The organism is Streptomyces sp. BB1-1-1, from assembly GCF_031597775.1.
Taxonomy (GTDB): domain Bacteria; phylum Actinomycetota; class Actinomycetes; order Streptomycetales; family Streptomycetaceae; genus Streptomyces; species Streptomyces thinghirensis.
This window is the reverse complement of record NZ_CP134203.1, coordinates 2,562,115-2,579,715: the sequence shown is the minus strand read 5'-3', so window position 1 is coordinate 2,579,715 and position 17,601 is coordinate 2,562,115. Positions and strand designations below refer to the sequence as shown.

15 protein-coding genes are annotated in these 17,601 nt (G+C 72.4%); 10 read left to right on the top strand and 5 right to left on the bottom strand.

Annotated features, from left to right (window positions below; all coding sequences use genetic code 11):
- Nucleotides 1-8: 8 nt before the first annotated feature.
- Nucleotides 9-1,463 (bottom strand): cytosine permease, encoded by a 1,455-nt coding sequence (locus RI578_RS11820; protein WP_310871043.1) that lies wholly within the window; start codon nt 1,461-1,463, stop codon nt 9-11.
- A gap of 147 nt (nt 1,464-1,610) precedes the next feature.
- On the opposite strand from RI578_RS11820, the gene ureA reads away from it, so the two are divergent.
- The 7 genes from ureA (at nt 1,611) to RI578_RS11785 (ending at nt 9,542) form a co-directional block, all read left to right on the top strand.
- A complete protein-coding gene (gene ureA, locus RI578_RS11815; RefSeq protein ID WP_310871042.1) occupies nt 1,611-2,312 on the top strand; it encodes an urease subunit gamma in 702 nt (233 codons plus the stop codon).
- On the top strand, nt 2,309-4,024 hold the full coding sequence (locus RI578_RS11810; protein WP_310871041.1) for an urease subunit alpha: 1,716 nt from the start codon (nt 2,309-2,311) through the stop codon (nt 4,022-4,024). The genes ureA and RI578_RS11810 overlap by 4 nt, the downstream gene beginning before the upstream one ends.
- Before the next feature lie 11 nt (nt 4,025-4,035).
- Nucleotides 4,036-5,073, top strand: coding sequence for an agmatine deiminase family protein (locus tag RI578_RS11805; protein WP_310871040.1), 1,038 nt, complete (start codon nt 4,036-4,038; stop codon nt 5,071-5,073).
- 37 nt (nt 5,074-5,110) lie between these two features.
- Complete coding sequence (locus tag RI578_RS11800) at nt 5,111-5,605, top strand: hypothetical protein (RefSeq protein WP_310871039.1); 495 nt, start codon at nt 5,111-5,113, stop codon at nt 5,603-5,605.
- Entirely contained in the window at nt 5,602-6,213 is a 612-nt protein-coding gene (locus RI578_RS11795) for a TetR/AcrR family transcriptional regulator (protein WP_310871038.1), read from the top strand. Before RI578_RS11800 ends, RI578_RS11795 begins: the two co-directional genes overlap by 4 nt.
- A gap of 309 nt (nt 6,214-6,522) precedes the next feature.
- A complete protein-coding gene (gene cimA / locus RI578_RS11790; RefSeq protein WP_310871037.1) occupies nt 6,523-8,127 on the top strand; it encodes a citramalate synthase in 1,605 nt (534 codons plus the stop codon).
- A gap of 62 nt (nt 8,128-8,189) precedes the next feature.
- Nucleotides 8,190-9,542 carry a hypothetical protein gene (locus RI578_RS11785; protein ID WP_310871036.1) on the top strand — a complete coding sequence of 451 codons (1,353 nt, stop codon included), beginning with the start codon at nt 8,190-8,192 and terminating at the stop codon, nt 9,540-9,542.
- A gap of 97 nt (nt 9,543-9,639) precedes the next feature.
- On the opposite strand, the gene RI578_RS11780 is transcribed toward RI578_RS11785, so the two are convergent.
- Nucleotides 9,640-10,842 (bottom strand): Cmx/CmrA family chloramphenicol efflux MFS transporter, encoded by a 1,203-nt coding sequence (locus tag RI578_RS11780; protein ID WP_310875743.1) that lies wholly within the window; start codon nt 10,840-10,842, stop codon nt 9,640-9,642.
- A 188-nt stretch (nt 10,843-11,030) separates the two neighbouring features.
- A complete protein-coding gene (locus RI578_RS11775) occupies nt 11,031-11,996 on the bottom strand; it encodes a DMT family transporter (RefSeq protein WP_310875742.1) in 966 nt (321 codons plus the stop codon).
- 82 nt (nt 11,997-12,078) lie between these two features.
- Between RI578_RS11775 and RI578_RS11770 the strand changes: the two genes are divergently transcribed.
- Together RI578_RS11770 and RI578_RS11765 are read left to right on the top strand one after the other, a co-directional pair.
- The gene (locus RI578_RS11770; protein WP_310871035.1) at nt 12,079-12,744 is read left to right on the top strand and encodes a helix-turn-helix domain-containing protein; all 666 of its coding nucleotides are present in this window, start codon (nt 12,079-12,081) and stop codon (nt 12,742-12,744) included.
- The gene (locus tag RI578_RS11765; protein ID WP_310871034.1) at nt 12,741-12,881 is read left to right on the top strand and encodes a hypothetical protein; all 141 of its coding nucleotides are present in this window, start codon (nt 12,741-12,743) and stop codon (nt 12,879-12,881) included. The genes RI578_RS11770 and RI578_RS11765 overlap by 4 nt, the downstream gene beginning before the upstream one ends.
- Here the strand turns inward: RI578_RS11765 and RI578_RS11760 are convergent.
- Nucleotides 12,868-13,425 carry a YceI family protein gene (locus RI578_RS11760; RefSeq protein ID WP_310871033.1) on the bottom strand — a complete coding sequence of 186 codons (558 nt, stop codon included), beginning with the start codon at nt 13,423-13,425 and terminating at the stop codon, nt 12,868-12,870. The two genes, RI578_RS11765 and RI578_RS11760, sit on opposite strands and share 14 nt — an antisense overlap.
- Before the next feature lie 92 nt (nt 13,426-13,517).
- Nucleotides 13,518-15,011: a hopanoid C-3 methylase HpnR gene (gene hpnR, locus RI578_RS11755; protein ID WP_310871032.1), complete on the bottom strand. Its 1,494-nt coding sequence runs from the start codon at nt 15,009-15,011 to the stop codon at nt 13,518-13,520.
- 145 nt (nt 15,012-15,156) lie between these two features.
- On the opposite strand from hpnR, the gene RI578_RS11750 reads away from it, so the two are divergent.
- The gene (locus RI578_RS11750) at nt 15,157-17,547 is read left to right on the top strand and encodes a polysaccharide lyase 8 family protein (RefSeq protein ID WP_310871031.1); all 2,391 of its coding nucleotides are present in this window, start codon (nt 15,157-15,159) and stop codon (nt 17,545-17,547) included.
- Nucleotides 17,548-17,601: the final 54 nt, after the last annotated feature.

Genomic DNA, 17,601 nt, shown 5'->3' with positions numbered 1-17,601 from the left:
CCCCCGGCCTATGCCCGCCCACCACCCGACTCGGTCGGGCAGGAAGCGGGCTCGACCAGCGCCTCCCCGGGTGCCGTCGCCGCGACGGCACCCGGAGTCGACAGCACGTACACCACCCCGCCCACCAGCCCCGACAGCAGGAAGCTGCAGTCCACCCCGCCGGTGAACGCCAGCAGCGGGCCCTCGTACGACGGCAGGGACACCGCCAGCAGGCCGACGGCCGCGCCCACCGCCCAGGCCGCCGTGGCCGGGACGTTCCAGCCGGCCCGGTACCAGTACGCGCCGCCGCGGGCCCGGCGGTTGAAGACCTGGAGCGCGTCGGCGTCGTACACCCCGCCGCAGCGGACGAAGCCGATCATCGTGATGACCGCCCACGGCGTGCCGATCGCCGTCAGCAGCAGCACGAACGACGTCATCGCCGACTGCGCGTCCCAGGCGTAGTGCCCGACGAAGACACAGGCCGTGGCGACGACGGCGACGGCGCAGGTGGCCCGTGCCCGGGAGGCGCGCGGCAGGATGGCGTCCAGGTCCAGGCCCATGGAGTAGAGCATCAGCCCCGCGTTGCCGACCGACCCCGCCGAGGCGGCGAGCAGCAGCGGGACCAGGTACCAGGTGGGGGCGGCGTCGACCAGCGGCCCGGCGTAGTCCAGGGCGGCGCGGGCGGCGTACGACGTGAAGGTGCCGAAGAGCTGCGGCACCAGCAGGCCCAGCATCAGCCCCAGCCAGGTCGCGTGCAGCACCCGGCGGGAGGAGAAGCGGGCCGGGGAGATGTACCGGGTGTAGTCGCCGAGCAGCGTGATGAAGGCGACCGGCCCGGACAGCCCGGCGGCCACGGCCGCGAGCAGCCACGTCGGCCAGAACCCGCCCAGCAGATACCCGCCCGCCGCCGGCAGCGCGGCGGTCGTGAAGTCGGGGGCGTAGGCGATCACGCCCAGGACCAGCAGGGCGGTCATGCCGAAGGCCAGCACCCGGGACATGGCGAGCAGCACCCGGTAGCCGTAGACCGCGCCCGCGACCGTCGCCGCGGCGAGCAGTCCGTAGACCACGGCGTACGCGACCCCGCCCTGCGGCAGACCGAAGAGCCGCCCGAGCACGCCCATCATCACGTCGCCGCCGATCCACACGGTCAGCGCGGTGTAGCCGAGGGCGAGGAGCAGACCGACCACCGAGCCGACCAGCCGTCCGCGCACGCCGAACTGGGCGCCGGACGACGTGGACAGGTTGGTGCCGGTGCGCAGGGAGACCAGGGCCAGCGGAGCCGTGAAGACGGTACCGGCGACCGTACCCGCCACCACCGAGCTGACCGACGCCCACCAGTCGAGGCCGAAGGACGGCGGCAGCCAGCCGAAGACGATCACTCCCAGGCAGAGGTTGGACCCCAGCAGGATCGAGACCAGGTCCCGGGGCCCGCTGGTGCGTTCCTCTTCGGGGATGGTGTCGACTCCGCGCTGTTCTATCGGCATGGCTGGTCTCCTTCGACGGCCGCCTGATGAGGTTTAGAGCGACGTTCAATGTGACGTCTGCCCTGTAGGTCCGTCAATCCTTCCGTCACATGAATCGCAGGTTTAGAGTGGTGCTCTAATGTCATGTCGGCAAGGAGGTACCGCGTCGTGAGACTGACTCCCACGGAACGTGACCGGCTGCTGCTCTTCGGGGCGGCCGAGCTGGCCCGCGCCCGCCGCGCGCGGGGGCTCAGGCTGAACGTGCCGGAGGCGACCGCGCTGATCGCGGACACCGTGTGCGAGGCCGCCCGCGACGGTGCCCGCCTCGCGGAGGCGATCGAGCGCGCCCGGTCCGTACTCGGCCCGGACGACGTGCTGCCCGGTGTCGCGGACGTGGTCACCGAGGTGCATGTGGAGGCCGTCTTCGACGACGGCTCCCGGCTCGCGGTGGTCTCCGGCCCCATCGGGGGCGGGGCACTCGGACCGGCGGGCCCGGGAGCCCTCCTGCCGGGCCCCGGCCACGCCGAACCCGAGGCCGCGGTGCGCGTCCCGGTCACCAACACCGCGACCGTGCCGGTCTCCGTGACCTCGCACTTCCACTTCTTCGAGGCCAACCCGCGCCTGGACTTCGACCGCGAGCGGGCCTACGGAATGCGCCTCGCCGTCCCCGCCGGGTCCTCGGTCCGCTTCGGACCCGGGGAGAGCGCCGAGGTCGGCCTCGTGCCCATCGGCGGCCGGCGGATCGCGATCGGCTTCGCCGGCCTGGTCGACGGTCCGCTGGACGCGCCGGGGGCGAAGGAGGAGGCACTGCGGCGGGCCGCGGCCTGCGGATACCTGGGGATCACCACATCGGAAGGAGGCGAGCGATGAGCCGCTCGAAGGGACGCGAGATCAGCGAGTCGATCCACATCGACCCCCACGCCTACGCCGCCACCCACGGCCCCCGCGCCGGCGACCGCGTCCGCCTCGGCGACTCGGGGCTGGTGATCCGCGTCGAGTCCGACGCCCAGCGCTACGGCGACGAGTTCCTCGCCGGCTTCGGCAAGACCGCCCGCGACGGACTGCACCTCAAGGCCGCCGCCGTCCGCGAGACCTGCGACGTCGTCATCAGCAACGTCGTCGTGATCGACGCCGCGCAGGGGATCAGGAAGGTCTCCATCGGCATCCGCGAGGGCCGGATATGCGGGATCGGCCGGGCCGGGAACCCCGACACCCTCGACGGGGTCGACGTCGTGGTCGGCACGGGCACGTCCATCGTCTCCGGCGAGGGCCTCATCGCCACCGCCGGCGCCGTCGACACCCACGTCCACCTGCTCTCCCCGCGCATCATGGAGGCGTCGCTCGCGTCCGGCGTGACGACGATCATCGGGCAGGAGTTCGGCCCGGTGTGGGGCGTCGGCGTCAACTCGCCCTGGGCGCTGAAGCACGCGTTCGGCGCGTTCGACGCCTGGCCGGTCAACATCGGGTTCCTCGGCCGGGGGTCGTCCTCCCACGAGGCGCCGCTCGTCGAGGCGCTGGCCGAGGGCGGCGCGTCCGGCTTCAAGGTGCACGAGGACATGGGCGCCCACACCCGCGCCCTCGACACCGCCCTGCGCGTCGCCGAGGAGCACGACGTCCAGGTCGCCCTGCACAGCGACGGCCTGAACGAGTGCCTCTCCGTGGAGGACACCCTCCGCGTCCTGGAGGGCCGCACCATCCACGCCTTCCACATCGAGGGGTGCGGTGGCGGACACGTCCCCAACGTGCTGAAGATGGCCGGTGTCCCCAACGTCATCGGCTCCTCCACCAACCCCACCCTGCCCTTCGGCCGGGACGCGGTCGCCGAGCACTACGGCATGATCGTCTCCGTCCACGACCTGAAGACCGACCTGCCGGGCGACGCCGCCATGGCCCGCGACCGCATCCGCGCCGGGACCATGGGCGCCGAGGACGTGCTGCACGACCTGGGCGCGATCGGCATCACCTCCTCCGACGCGCAGGGCATGGGCCGGGCCGGCGAGACCGTGCGCCGCACCTTCGCCATGGCCGGGAAGATGAAGGCCGAGTTCGGCGCCCCCGACGACGACCACGACAACGAGCGCGTCCTGCGCTACATGGCGAAGCTGACCATCAACCCCGCCATCGCCCACGGCCTCTCCCACGAGGTCGGCTCCATCGAGGTCGGCAAGCTCGCGGACATCGTCCTGTGGCGCCCGGAGTACTTCGGTGCCAAGCCGCAGCTCGTCCTCAAGTCGGGCTTCCCGGCGTACGGCGTGGTCGGCGACCCCAACGCCGCCACCGACACCTGCGAACCCCTGGTGCTGGGCCCGCAGTTCGGCGCGCACGGCGCCACGCCCGCCGACATCTCGGTGGCCTTCGTCGCGCAGGCCGCCCTCGACCAGGGCGGCGACACGATGCCGACCCGCCGCCGCCGGGTCGCGGTGCGCGGCACGCGCGGCATCGGCCCGGCCGACCTGCGCCTGAACTCCCGTACCGGCGCGGTCGACGTCGACCAGCGCACCGGCCTGGTCACCCTGGACGGCGACCCGCTGCGCTCCGAACCGGCCGAGTCCGTCTCCCTCAACCGCCTCTACTTCCTGTGAAGGTACCCACCATGACCGCTGCCGCCGACGGCTTCCGCATGCCCCCCGAATGGGCCCCGCACGAGCGCACCTGGATGGCGTGGCCGGGCCCCAACCACACCTTCGAGAGCGCCGAGGACCTGGCCGCCGCGCGGATCGCCTGGGCGTCGGTCGCCCGTGCCGTCCGCCGCTTCGAGCCGGTCACGGTGGTGTGCGGTCCGGGGCAGTCGGCCGAGGCGCGCGCTCTGCTGGGCGACGGCGTCGACACGGTCGAGCGCGACCTGGACGACGCCTGGATGCGCGACATCGGCCCCACCTTCCTCACCGACGGCACCGAACTGGCCGCCGTCGACTGGACCTTCAACGGCTGGGGCGCCCAGGAGTGGGCCCGCTGGGAGCACGACGCGAAGATCGGCGGGTACGTCGCCGACCTCGCCGGCGCCCGCACGTACACCTCTTCGCTGGTCAACGAGGGCGGCGGCATCCACGTCGACGGCGAGGGCACCGTCCTGCTCACCGAGACCGTGCAACTCGGGCCCGAGCGCAACCCCGGCTGGACGAAGGAGCGGGTCGAGGCGGAGATCCACGCCCACCTCGGCACCCGCAAGGCGATCTGGCTGCCGCGCGGCCTCACCGGCGACTACCCCCCGCACGGCTTCGGCACCCTCGGCCACGTCGACATCGTCGCCGCGTTCGCCGCCCCCGGAGTCGTCGTCGCCCACCACCAGCCCGACCCGGCCCACCCCGACCACGAGGTGACCAAGGAGGCCATCGGCATCCTGCGTTCGGCCACCGACGCCCGGGGGCGCCGCCTGGAGGTCGTCGAGGTACCCGCCCCGACCGTCCTGGAGACCGACGGCCACTGGGCGGACTACTCCTACATCAACCACTACCTCTGCAACGGCGGCGTCGTGCTCTGCGGCTTCGACGACCCGCGCGACGAGATCGCGGCCGGCATCTTCCGCCGGCTCCACCCGCAGCGCACGGTGACCCTGGTGGACGCGCGCACGATCTTCGCGGGCGGTGGCGGCATCCACTGCATCACGCAGCAGCAGCCGAAGACGGGCTGACGGCGGGGCGACGGCGGTGATCGGGTAGAACGTACGGGTGGATGTACTGCTCTGCACGGCCTGCGGACACCGACTGACCGAGCCGCTGCGCCTTCTGCCCGAGGTGCCACCGCACCCGGAGTACGACGGACTCAAGAACCCGGACGGCTCGCGGCACGCCCCGCCGACCCTGCCGCCCGGCAGGTACGCGGTGGACCCCGAGCCGAGCGGCGCGCCGTACGTGCCGCACCCGGACCCGGAGTGGGAAGGGGCGACCCTGCCCGGCGTCTCGGTGGGGGAGTCGGACGGCCCCCGCACCATGGTCTCGCGGGGGCCGCGCGGCACCCTGGTGGTGAACCCGGAGGACGCCCGCGAGCGGCTGTCCGGCCATACGGACGTCCAGGAGTCGGGGTGCTGCGGAGCGCTCGGCATGGAAGGGCCCAACCAGGTGTGCGGGGGGTGCGGAGCAGCGGTGGCCACCTGGCACAGCGAGTGTTACGGGCCGTGGGAGATCCGCTTCCTCCCGGACGCGGTCCGGGTGGCCTCCGCATGAGCACCCCGGGCGCCCGCCGCCGCAACACCGCCCCGCCGCGCGAGGACGTCCTCGCCGCCGCCATGGAGATGATCGCCGAGCGCGGCCTGGAGAAACTCACCATGGCGGCACTCGGCCGCGAGGTCGGCATGAGCAGCGGCCACCTCCTCTACTACTTCCACTCCAAGGACGAACTGCTGCTGCGCACCCTGGAGTGGAGCGAGGGCCGACTGGGAGTCGAACGCGGCCGCCTGCTCACCCGGCCGGGCCCGGCCCGCGACCGCCTCGACGCCTACGTCGACCTGTACGTCCCCGACGGGCACCGCGACCCGCACTGGACGCTGTGGCTGGAGGTCTGGAACCGCTCGCAGAACGCCGCCGACGAGGCCCGCGACCGCCAGGCCGCCATCGAGGGCGCCTGGCACCGCGACCTGGTGGCCCTGCTCGCCGAGGGCGTCTCGCGCGGCGAGTTCCGCCCCGTCGACCCCGACCGCTTCGCCTCACGACTGCGCGCCCTCCTCGACGGCTTCGCCATCCACGTGGCGATCGGTCTGCGCGGGACGGACCGGGCCCAGGTACTAGCCCACGTGCGGGAGTTCCTCGCCGAAGGGCTCCTCGCGCGGCCTTGATCCGCACGCCCACCGTTCGCATTCTGAGACGGACGGTGGACAGGGTGACGGAATGTGCCAGACTGCCCCCGTGCTCTCGTTCGCCATGATTATTGGCAGCAGGCGCGCCGGTCCGCAGTGACCACCGCGTACGACCAGGTACGGGTGGACACCGTCGTCCTCGACCCGCGCGCAGACCTCTCGCACCCGCGAGAGGTTTTTCGTTTTCCTGGCCCACCCCCAGCCGGGAAGAGAGCGTGCGGGATCATAGACGGACGGTGGAACCGGTCATTCCGGTAGACCGAGATCCCATACAGGAGTCTTCAGATCATGACCGCAACCAGCGAACTCGACGATTCGTTCCACGTCTTCGACACCACCCTGCGCGACGGCGCGCAGCGCGAGGGCATCAACCTCACGGTCGCGGACAAGCTGGCCATCGCACGGCACCTGGACGACTTCGGTGTGGGCTTCATCGAGGGCGGCTGGCCCGGCGCGAACCCGCGGGACACCGAGTTCTTCGCCCGCGCCCAGCAGGAGATCGACTTCAAGCACGCCCGGCTGGTCGCCTTCGGCTCCACCCGCCGCCCGGGCGCCACCGCGGCCGAGGACCACCAGGTCAAGGCGCTCCTGGAGTCCGGCGCCCAGGTGATCACCCTGGTCGCCAAGTCCCACGACCGGCACGTCGAACTCGCCCTGCGCACCACGCTCGACGAGAACCTGGCGATGGTGCGGGACACCGTCTCCCACCTTGTCGCACAGGGCCGCCGGGTCTTCGTCGACTGCGAGCACTTCTTCGACGGCTACCGCGCCATCCCCGAGTACGCCAAGGCCGTCGTCCGCGCCGCCTCGGAAGCGGGCGCCGACGTGGTCATCCTGTGCGACACCAACGGCGGCATGCTCCCGGCGCAGATCCAGGCCGTGGTCGGCACCGTGCTGGCCGACACCGGCGCCCGGCTCGGCATCCACGCCCAGGACGACACCGGCTGCGCCGTCGCCAACACCCTCGCCGCGGTCGACGCGGGCGCGACCCACGTCCAGTGCACGGCCAACGGCTACGGCGAGCGCGTCGGCAACGCCAACCTGTTCCCGGTCGTGGCCGCCCTGGAGCTGAAGTACGGCAAGCAGGTGCTGCCCGAGGGCCGGCTGCGCGAGATGACGCGGATCTCCCACGCCATCGCCGAGGTCGTCAACCTCACCCCCTCCACCCACCAGCCCTACGTCGGCGTCTCGGCCTTCGCGCACAAGGCCGGCCTGCACGCCTCCGCGATCAAGGTCGATCCCGACCTGTACCAGCACATCGACCCCGAGCTGGTCGGCAACACCATGCGGATGCTGGTCTCCGACATGGCCGGCCGCGCCTCCATCGAGCTCAAGGGCAAGGAACTCGGCATCGACCTCGGCGGCGACCGCGAACTGGTCGGCCGGGTCGTCGAGCGGGTCAAGGAACGCGAGCTGTCGGGCTACACCTACGAGGCCGCCGACGCGAGCTTCGAACTCCTGCTGCGCGCCGAGGTCGAGGGCAGCCCCCTCAAGTACTTCGACGTCGAGTCCTGGCGCTCGATCGCCGAGGACCGCCCCGACGGCACCCACGCCAACGAGGCCACGGTCAAGCTCTGGGCCAAGGGCGAGCGCATCGTCGCCACGGCCGAGGGCAACGGCCCGGTCAACGCCCTGGACCGGGCCCTGCGGGTCGCCCTGGAGAAGATCTACCCGGAGCTGGCCAAGCTCGACCTGGTCGACTACAAGGTCCGCATCCTGGAGGGCGTGCACGGCACCCAGTCCACGACCAGGGTCCTCATCTCCACGAGCGACGGGACGGGGGAGTGGTCCACGGTGGGCGTCGCGGAGAACGTCATCGCCGCCTCCTGGCAGGCCCTGGAGGACGCGTACACCTACGGGCTGCTGCGGGCGGGGGTCGCGCCCGCGGGATGAGTGCCGGTTTTCCCGGCCCGTACTGATGTCTTATTGAGGTCGATTCGGGTACTTTCGAACGTATGAAGGACGTACGTGTTCGAGTCCTCATACGCCTCCTGGTCGCGCCGGTCATCGCCGCGCTGGCGGTGCTGATGGCCGGTGCGCCCGGCGCGCAGGCGGCCACCGACGTCTCCGAGATCGGCGCGGCCCTGCGCGAGAGTCCCGTGTACGTGGACCCGGCCGCCTCCGACCTGCTGTCGTCGTCGGACGCTGAGGCGCTCGCCGACAAGATCGAGGACGCGAACGAACCCGTCTTCGTGGCGGTCCTCCCCGCCGGTTACCCGACCGAGAACCTCTTCCAGAACCTCCGCACCGAGACCGGCATCACCGGTCTGTACGGCGTCCGGCTCGGCGACGAGTTCGACGCGCGCGCCGACAGCAGGGTGCTGAGCCGCCAGGGCGTGGACAACCTGGTCACGGCCGCGCAGGGCGCGGGCGACGCCAAGGCCCAGCTGAACGACTTCGTGGACGACGCGCTGCGCAGCGTGCGCGGCTCCGCCCCCTCGTCCTGGGACTCCGGCGGCGCCTCGGTGCCGACCGGCGCGCTGATCACCGCCGGCGCGGTCGTGGCCGTCGGCGGCGCGAGCGTCTACGCCCTCTCCCGGCGCAACCGGCACCGCCGCGAGGAGGAGCAGCGGGCGGCACTGGAACGGCTGCGGGTGGTGGTCGACGAGGACATCACGGCGTTCGGCGAGGAACTGGACCGCCTGGACTTCCACCCGGCGGAACCGCGCGCCGACGACGCGATGCGCACGGACTACGAACGCGCCCTCGACGCCTACGAGCAGGCCAAGACGTTCATGGCGGACGCCCGTAAACCGGAGGACGTCCGCGCCGTCACCCAGGCGCTGGAGGACGGCCGCTTCTCGCTCGCGCAGCTGTCGGCCCGGCGCGAGGGCAGGTCGCTGCCCGAACGCCGCCCGCCCTGCTTCTTCGACCCGCGCCACGGCCCGTCCGTCGCCGACGTCACCTGGACCCCGCAGGGCGGCACCACCCGCCAGGTCCCGGTCTGCGCCGCCGACCGGACCCGCCTGTCCGACGGTCGGGACCCGATGATCCGCGAGGTGGACACCGAGTACGGCCGCCGCCCCTACTGGGACGCGGGCCCGGCCTACGGCCCCTGGGCGGGCGGCTACTTCGGCGGCGGCATCCTGCCCGGCCTGCTGGTCGGCACCATGCTGGGCAGCATGATGGCGGGCCCCGCCTACGGAGCCGGTTACGGTTCCGGCTACGGCGACTTCGGCGGCTACGAGGGCGGCGACGTCTCCGGCGCGGACTTCGACTCCGGCGACTTCGGGGGCGGGTTCGGCGGCGGCGACTTCGGCGGGGGCGGCGGTTTCGGCGGCGGCGGCGACTTCGGCGGAGGCTTCTGAGGGGGCCGCCCCACGGTGCCCGCGACGGACGGGGGCGGTCCCGACGGTGCCCCGCCGACGGACGGTGCCCCGCCGACGGACGGGGCACCGTCGTCGGTCAGACCGGCGTCGACGGGGACGACGTGGAGGACGGGGACGACCGGTCCGACCGGGACGCCCGCGCAGCCGACGCCGCGACCGCGACGGTGAGAACAAGCGCGGAGGCGACCAGCCCCGCGCTGACCCACACCGGCGACCGGTACCCGAACCCCGCGCCGATCGCCGCACCCCCGGCCCACGGGCCCAACGCCGCCCCCACGTTGAACGCGGCCGTCGCGAAGCCCCCGGCCAGCGTGGGCGCACCCGGTGCCGCGTACAGCACCTGTGAGATGAGCGTGGAGCCGACCCCGAAGGACAGGGCGCCCAGCAGGAACACGAGCCCGAGGGCCGGGACCGGGTCACCGGCGCCGAGCGCGAGCACGCACCACCCGGTGCAGAGCGCGGCACTGCCCGCCGTCACCACCAGCACCGGACGACGGTCGGCGAACCGCCCGCCCGCGCTCACCCCGGCGAACGCCCCCGCCCCGAACAGCGCCAGCACGCCGGGCACCCACGCGTCGTCGAGCCCGCCGACCTCGGTGGCCAGCGGCGCGAGATACGTGAACGTACAGAAGGTCGCCCCGTTCACCAGGGCTCCCAGCACCAGCGTGACCAGGAGGTGCGGGCTGCGCAGTGCCCGTACCTCGCCCCGCAGCGGGGGAGGAGCGACATCGGCGGCCCCGGCAGGAACCGACCGGGCGACCGCCACCACGGCGGGCACCGACAGCAGCGCCACCGCCCAGAACGCCGACCGCCAGCCCCACAGCTGCCCGAGCAGCGCCCCGGCGGGCACCCCGACCACGCAGGCCAGCGTGACCCCGGCGAGCAGCGTGGACGTGGCCCGGCCCTTGGCCTCCGGCCCGACCATGCCCGTGGCGGCCACCAGGGCGACGGCCAGGAACCCGGCGTTGGCCAGCGCCCCGACCACCCGCGTGGCCAGCAGCACTCCGAAACTGTCGGTGACGGCACCGACGACATGGACGGCGAGGAAGACGATCAGGAAGCCCAGCAGGGCGCCCCGTCGTGACCAGCGCCGGCCGAGCGCCGCCATCAGCGGCGCCCCGACGACCATGCCCACCGCGAAGGCGGAGGTCAGCGCCCCCGCCGCCGGCACGGTGACCTGTAGGTCCCTGGCGATGTCCGGCACCAGCCCGGACAGCATGAACTCGGACGTTCCCTGGGCGAACACGGCAAGGCCCAGCAGAAGAAGAGCGAACGGCATGAGGAAACTCCGCACCCGGAAGTCGACGTCGAACACGACACGGCGGACGGTCTTCCGGCGGGCGGCGGTGGAGACAGCGGCGACTACGGGTACGCGCGCGGCGCGTCCCTCAGCCCGGCATCACGAACGGCCACCGGAGGACCGGTGGCCGGAGTCTGGACGCTTCGGGGCTGTTCACGTCGGGCAGATTAGCGCCTCTCGGCGCCGGACACGACCGAATATTCGGCGCTGGACCGGGTGGGCCGGGTGACCCGGGCGGACCGGGTCCGCGACCCGCCGTCGCCCCCTTCCCCGCCCCCGCGCCGGACGACGACGACCGCCGCGAGGCCGACGGCCAGGCCGAGCGCGGTCTGTACGCCGAAGGGTTCACCGAACATCAGGGCGCCCCACACGGCCGTGACCGGGGCCATGAGGAACATGAGCGTGTTGACCTCGGTGATCCCGGACCGTCGCAGGATCAGCCAGTACAGCCCGTAGCCGCCGAAGGTGGGCAGCACCACGAGCCAGGCGGTCGCCACCCAGAACGAGGAGTCGGCGGGCGGGGCGGCGGCCCCGAAGCCGACCGCCATGCCGGAGAAGAGGACGGCGCTGGTCACGCAGTGGATCGTCAGCGCCACCCGGGGCTGGACCGGCGCGCGCGAGCGGCCCTCCAGGAAGGTGGCCGCCACCAGCGACAGCATGCCGAGGAAGGGCACGAAGTACGCCCACCAGGCCACGTCCGCACCCGCCGCCGCGGCGTCGGCGACCGTGACCGTGGCGACGCCGGCCAGCCCCAGCCACAGCCCGAGCCACTGCCGGCGCGAGACGTACTGCCGCAGCAGGGGGCCGGCGAGCGCACCGGCGACGAGCGGCTGGACGCCGTCGATCAGGGCGGTGGTGCCGCTGGAGACGCCGAGTTGGATGGCGTAGTAGACGCTGAGCAGATACCCGCTCTGCGACAGCGCGCCGATGGCGACCTGCCGGCCGGCGTCCCGGAGCTTCAGGCCCCGCCACGCCGCGCGGGAGAAGGCCGCGACGGCGACCAGGACCACGGCGAGCGGCAGGAAGCGCCACATCAGGAGCGTGGTCGCGTCCGCCGTTCCGGCGCCGAGCTTGGCGCCGATGAAGCCGGAGCTCCAGCACAGTACGAAGGCGACCGAGAGCAGGGATTTCACGTCGACCACATCCGGAATCCAGTAGACAGATCGGTTTACTTGCTTCCGGGTGCCCACTATACAGATCGGTATACTCGTGAACATGGAGCCTGTGGAGAAGCAGGAAAAACTGGAGAAACCGCACCGCGTCCGCATGACGCCCGGTGCGCGACGCGTTCTGGAGGCCGCCGAGCGGCTGTTCTACGAGCACGGCATCCATGCCGTGGGCGTGGACCTCATCGCCGCCGAGGCCGGGGTGACCAAGAAGACGCTGTACGACCGGTTCGGCTCGAAGGAGCAGATCGTCGTGGAATACCTGGCCGGGCGCGACGAGCGCTGGCGGGAGCTGCTGGCCGGCCGTCTGGAGGCGGCCTCGGGGCAGCCGCCGGCCGCCCGGGTGCTGGCCGTCTTCGAGGCCTCGCGCGCGTGGGCGGCGGAGTACGGGGCCAAGGGGTGCAGCATGATCAACGCCCACGCGGAGATCAGCGACCCGGCCCACCCGGCGTACCCGGTCATCACCGGGCAGAAGCGGTGGATGCTCGACCTGTTCACCCGCCTCGCCCGGGAGACCGGCGCGGTCGGCGAGGTCGGAGCGACCGGCGCGGCCGGAGCGGACCGGCTGGCGCGCACGCTGATGCTGCTGCACGAGGGCGCGCTGGTCACGCACGGTCTGGGCGTCTTCCCCGACCCCTTCGGCCAGGCCCTCGACCAGGCGCGGGACCTGCTGGGAATCGGCGCGGCGGCCGGGCGCGACACGCCGCTACGGTGAGCGCGGACCGTTCGATCGCGCGGTGCAACACGGTCTACCGGACGATCGGTCGGCCCGGCCGGCGTATCCGGGTCCGGGCCGTCGTCGACGTGGACTTCGCCGCCCCGGAGGGGGTGCGGGGCGTCACGCCTGCTTGATCGCCGAGATGTCGAAGTTCAGCTTGATCTTGTCGGAGACCAGGAAGCCGCCGGTCTCCAGAGCCGCGTTCCAGGTGAGGCCCCACTCCGAGCGCTTGATCTCCGCCTTGCCCTCGAAACCGACGCGCTCGTTGCCGAACGGGTCCTTGGCGGCGCCGTTGAACTCCAGGTCGATGGTGAGCGGCTTGGTGGTGCCGAGAATCGTGAGGTCGCCCGTGACGCGGTAGTCGTCGCCGCCCAGGGCCTCCACGCCGGTGGAGCGGAAGGTCATCTTCGGGAACTCGTCCGTCTTGAAGAAGTCCGAGCTCTTGAGGTGGCCGTCGCGGTCGGCGGACCCGGTGTCCACGCTGTCCATCGTGATGTCGAGGGACGCGGTGGAGCGGGTCGGGTCGGCGCCGTCCAGGTGCAGGGCGCCGCTGAAGTCGAGGAACTTGCCCTTGACGTTGGTGACCATGGCGTGGCGTGCCGTGAAGCCGATCGTGGTGTGCGCGGGGTCGATCGTGTACTCGCCGGTCAGGGTGGTGAGGTCGGGGGTGGTGGTCATGGCGTCCTCCGGAAAGGGTCGAGTCGTGATGTTGAATGTTCAACCAGTTCAACGGTCACGACTGTAGACCTATTCCGTTCAGCCTTCAACGGTTACGCGCGGGGTGGCCGCGATGCCTGCGGTGCCGTCCGCGTGTGGACGTACAGCTGCCGCCGGTCGCCGACGTCGACGGGCTTGGGCAGCGGCAGTTCGTAGCGCACGGGCATGCTGTGGTCCGCGAACTGCCGGCGCGGGTTGTAGACCTGGTTGAACTTCCACAGCATGCGGGCGAAGTTCGTCTGCCCGCGCAGCAGGTTCCGGCCGAGGATCCGGGCCGCGCCGAACGCCGTCCGCAGACCCAGGTGCTTGCGGTTGATCACGGCCTGGGTGCGCACCAGTTCCTCGTAGAACCGGTCCAGCGGCAGCGTGGTCGGCACCACGGCGTGCTGGATGTCGAAGAGGCGGTAGTCGCGGGTGGTGAGGCGGCGGGACTCGGTGTGCCAGATCTCCGTCCCCGGGTACGGCGTCATCACCGTGAAGTGCACGATCTCCGGCACCGACAGCGCGAACTCCCGCACCACCCGGAAGCGCTCCTCGTCCCAGGCCGGGTCCACGATGAGGTTGATGGCGACCTGGATGCCCAGGCGCCGGGCCGTCTCCAGCGCCCGGAAGTTCTCGTCCGGGCTGATCCGCTTGCGGAACAGGTCCAGGCCCTCGGCGTCGATGGCCTCCATGCCCAGGAACATGTAGCGCAGGCCGAGCCTCGCCCACCGCTCGAAGACCTCGGGGTGGCGCAGCAGCACGTCGCTGCGGGTCTCCAGGTAGTACTGCTTGCGGATGCCGCGCCGTTCCACCTCGTCGGCGATCGCGTTGCCGTGCTCGGGCCGGATGAAGGCCACGTCGTCCACGATGAAGACGTTGGGCTCGCGGACCCTCGCCAGGTCCTCGGCCGCGGCCTCGGGGGAGGCCTTGCGGTAGCTGCGGCCGTAGAACGTCCAGGCGGAGCAGAACGAGCAGTCCCAGGGACAGCCGCGGGTGAACTCGATGGAGGCGCACGGGTCCAGCTCGCCGATGAAGTAGCGGCGCCGGTTGCGCATCAGGTCGCGGGCCGGCAGCGGGGAGTCGATGCCGTGCATCATCAGCGGCGCGGGCCCCCTCCCGGCCGCGGTGATGATTCCGGGGACGCCCTCCACCCCGCCGTCGCGCACCGCCTCCAGCAGCGGCGCGATCACCGGTTCGCCCTCGCCCCGGACCACCGCGTCCACCGCCCCGGCCGCCTGCTCCAGCACGTCCTCGGCGACGAAGGAGACGCTGTGCCCGCCGAAGAAGACGAAGCAGCCGGGGACCTCCCGCTTCACCTTCGCCGCCAGGTCGATCGCCTCGGGGATGTTCGCCAGGTAGTTCAGCGAGACGCCGAGGGCCTCCGGCCGGAACGACCGCACCTCGTCCCGCAGGGTCGCCAGGTCCAGCACCTGGAGGTCCACGACCCGGACCTCGTGCCCCGCCTCGCGGGCCGCGCCCGCCACGCGTTCGAGCCCCAGGGGCTCCAGGCGCAGGAAGATCTCGGAGTACAGCAGGGCGCTGGGATGGACGAGCAGCAGGCGCATGGTCACCTCGTCGCGGATCGGAACGCACCGGCACGGAGGCGAACCGGAACGGTGGTCAGGCCTCCTCTTGGTAACCCGGCGGACCCCGTCCCGCAGCACGCGTACCGCCGCCTGGCGGACCCCGGATCGGGGAAGGGTCATGAGCATGACCTCCACGTGGCCGCACGTCCGCCGAACCGGCGCCGAACCCACCCGCCGCACCGTCCTGCTCGCTACCGCCCTGGCCGCCACGCTCACCCCGGCCCTCGGCACCCGCGCCCTCGGTGCCCCGTCCCCGGGCGCCCCCGCCGCGGCCACCGCCGACCCCTACGACACCCTCCGCCGACGCTGGCTCGGCATCGCCCTCGGCGACGGCTACGACCCGGCCGCCGAACCGTACGCCTCCCGCCTGGCCGAAACCGGCGAACGCGCCCGCGCCCACCGCGCCGCCATGGCCCCCACCCCCACCTCCCTGTGGCCCGGCCACCCCTTCGACCCGCCCGCCGGCATCACCTTCGCCTACGGCCGTCTGTGGACCATGACCGAGGCGTACGTCCAGCAGGGCACCGGCTCCACCGGCGACGAGGCCCTCCTGGCAGACATCCTGCGCGGCCTCGACCACCTCTCGGCCACCGTCTACAACCCGGGCACCACCCGCTACGGCAACTGGTGGGAATGGCAGATCGGCAGCCCCCGCCTCCTGATGGACATCACCGCCGCCCTCCACGACCACCTCGGCACCGACCGCACCGCCGCCGCCTGCGCCGCCGTCGACCACTTCATTCCCGACGCGATGCTCGGTGACTACTCCGGCACCTCCACCGGCGCCAACCGCGTCGACCTGTGCCGCTCCGTCGCCCTGCGCGGCATCCTGGGCCGGGCCCCCGGCAAGATCGCCCTCGCCCGCGACGCGCTCTCGCCGGTCTTCCCGTACGTCACCGAGGGCGACGGCCTCTACGCCGACGGCTCGTTCGTCCAGCACACCTGGGTCGCCTACTCGGGGACGTACGGCCAGGTCATGCTGGACGGGCTGGGCCGGCTGTTCACCCTGCTCGCCGGCTCGGAGTGGGAGGTGACGGACCCCGGTCGGCAGATCATCCTCGACAGCGTCGAACACGCCTACGCGCCTCTCGTCCACGACGGACTGGTCATGGACCTCGTCAACGGCCGTGCCATCAGCCGGGGCTACCTCAAGAGCGACGACCTGCACGTCATGCGCAGCGACCACTTCCACGGACAGCAGATCGTCGCCGCCATGGCGGTCCTCGCGGGCGGCGCGAGCGACACCGAGCGCGAACGGTGGTACGCGCGGATCAAGGGCTGGATCGAACGCGACACCGTCACCCCCGTCCTGACGGCGCCGCAGTTCGGGGTCGCCGACCTGGCCCGGCTGCACGAGATCGCCGACGCCCCCGTCGAGGCCGCGCCCGAGCCCACCGGGCACCGACTCTTCGCGGCCATGGACCGCGCCGTCCACCGCCGCCCCGCCTTCACCGCGGGCCTCGCCATGGCCAGCGACCGCATCGCCCACTACGAGTGCGGCAACGGCGAGAACCCGCGCGGCTGGCACACCGGCGCGGGCATGCTCACCTGGTGGGGGAACGGGACCAGATCCGGCCGGTCCGATCAGTACACGGACTGGTTCTGGCCGACCGTCGACTGGTACCGGCTGCCCGGCACCACCGTCTCCACCAAGCGCCTGCCCGACAAGGCCGGCGGCGAATGGGGCGCGCCCAAGCCCGACGCCCGCTGGGTCGGCGGCACGACCGACGGCGAGTACGCGGCCGTCGGCCAGCACCTCAAAGGGCTCGGCTCGACCCTCGAAGCCCGCAAGTCCTGGTTCTTCCTCGACGACGAGGTGGTCTGCCTGGGCGCCGGCATCACCTGCGCGGACGGCGTCCCGGTCGAGACGGTCGTCGACAACCGCAACCTCGGGGAGGGCGGCCGCCAGGCCCTCGTCCGGGGTCGCGGCTGGGCTCATCTGGCGGACCACGGCGGCTGGATCGTGCCCGGGGGCGGGCTGCGGACCCTGCGCGAGGACCGCACCGGCGCCTGGTCCGACATCAACACCACCAGCACGACCGAGCGCCGGACCCGCCGCTGGCAGACCCTCTGGCTGGATCACGGCACGGACCCGGCCGACGCGGACTACGTCTACGTCCTCATGCCGGGCGCCTCCCGCCGGGACGTCGCACGCCGCGCCGCCGACCGCCGCCGGCTCGCGGTCCTGGCCAACGACGACCGCTGCCAGGCGGTCGCCGTTCCCCCGCTCGGCCTCACGGCCGCGAACTTCTGGCAGCCCGGCACGGCCGGCCCGCTCACCGCGACGGCGGGGGCGAGCGTGCTGGTCCGGCGCAGGGGGCGTACCGCTACCCTCTGCGTGAGCGAACCACCGCGCACGGGAGAGCCCCTGGAGATCATCTGGGACCACCCGGTGCGAGCGACCGTACGGGCCGACGAGACGGTCGAAATCGTCGCGACGGGCCGCCGACTGCACCTCCGCGTCACTCCAGGGGTGGTATGTACCACCCATGAATGTGAGGTGACTCTCAGCTGACGGCTTTGTGCGACTCCTACAAGGATCAGGCCCCCTGAGCAGTCGAAACGGCTG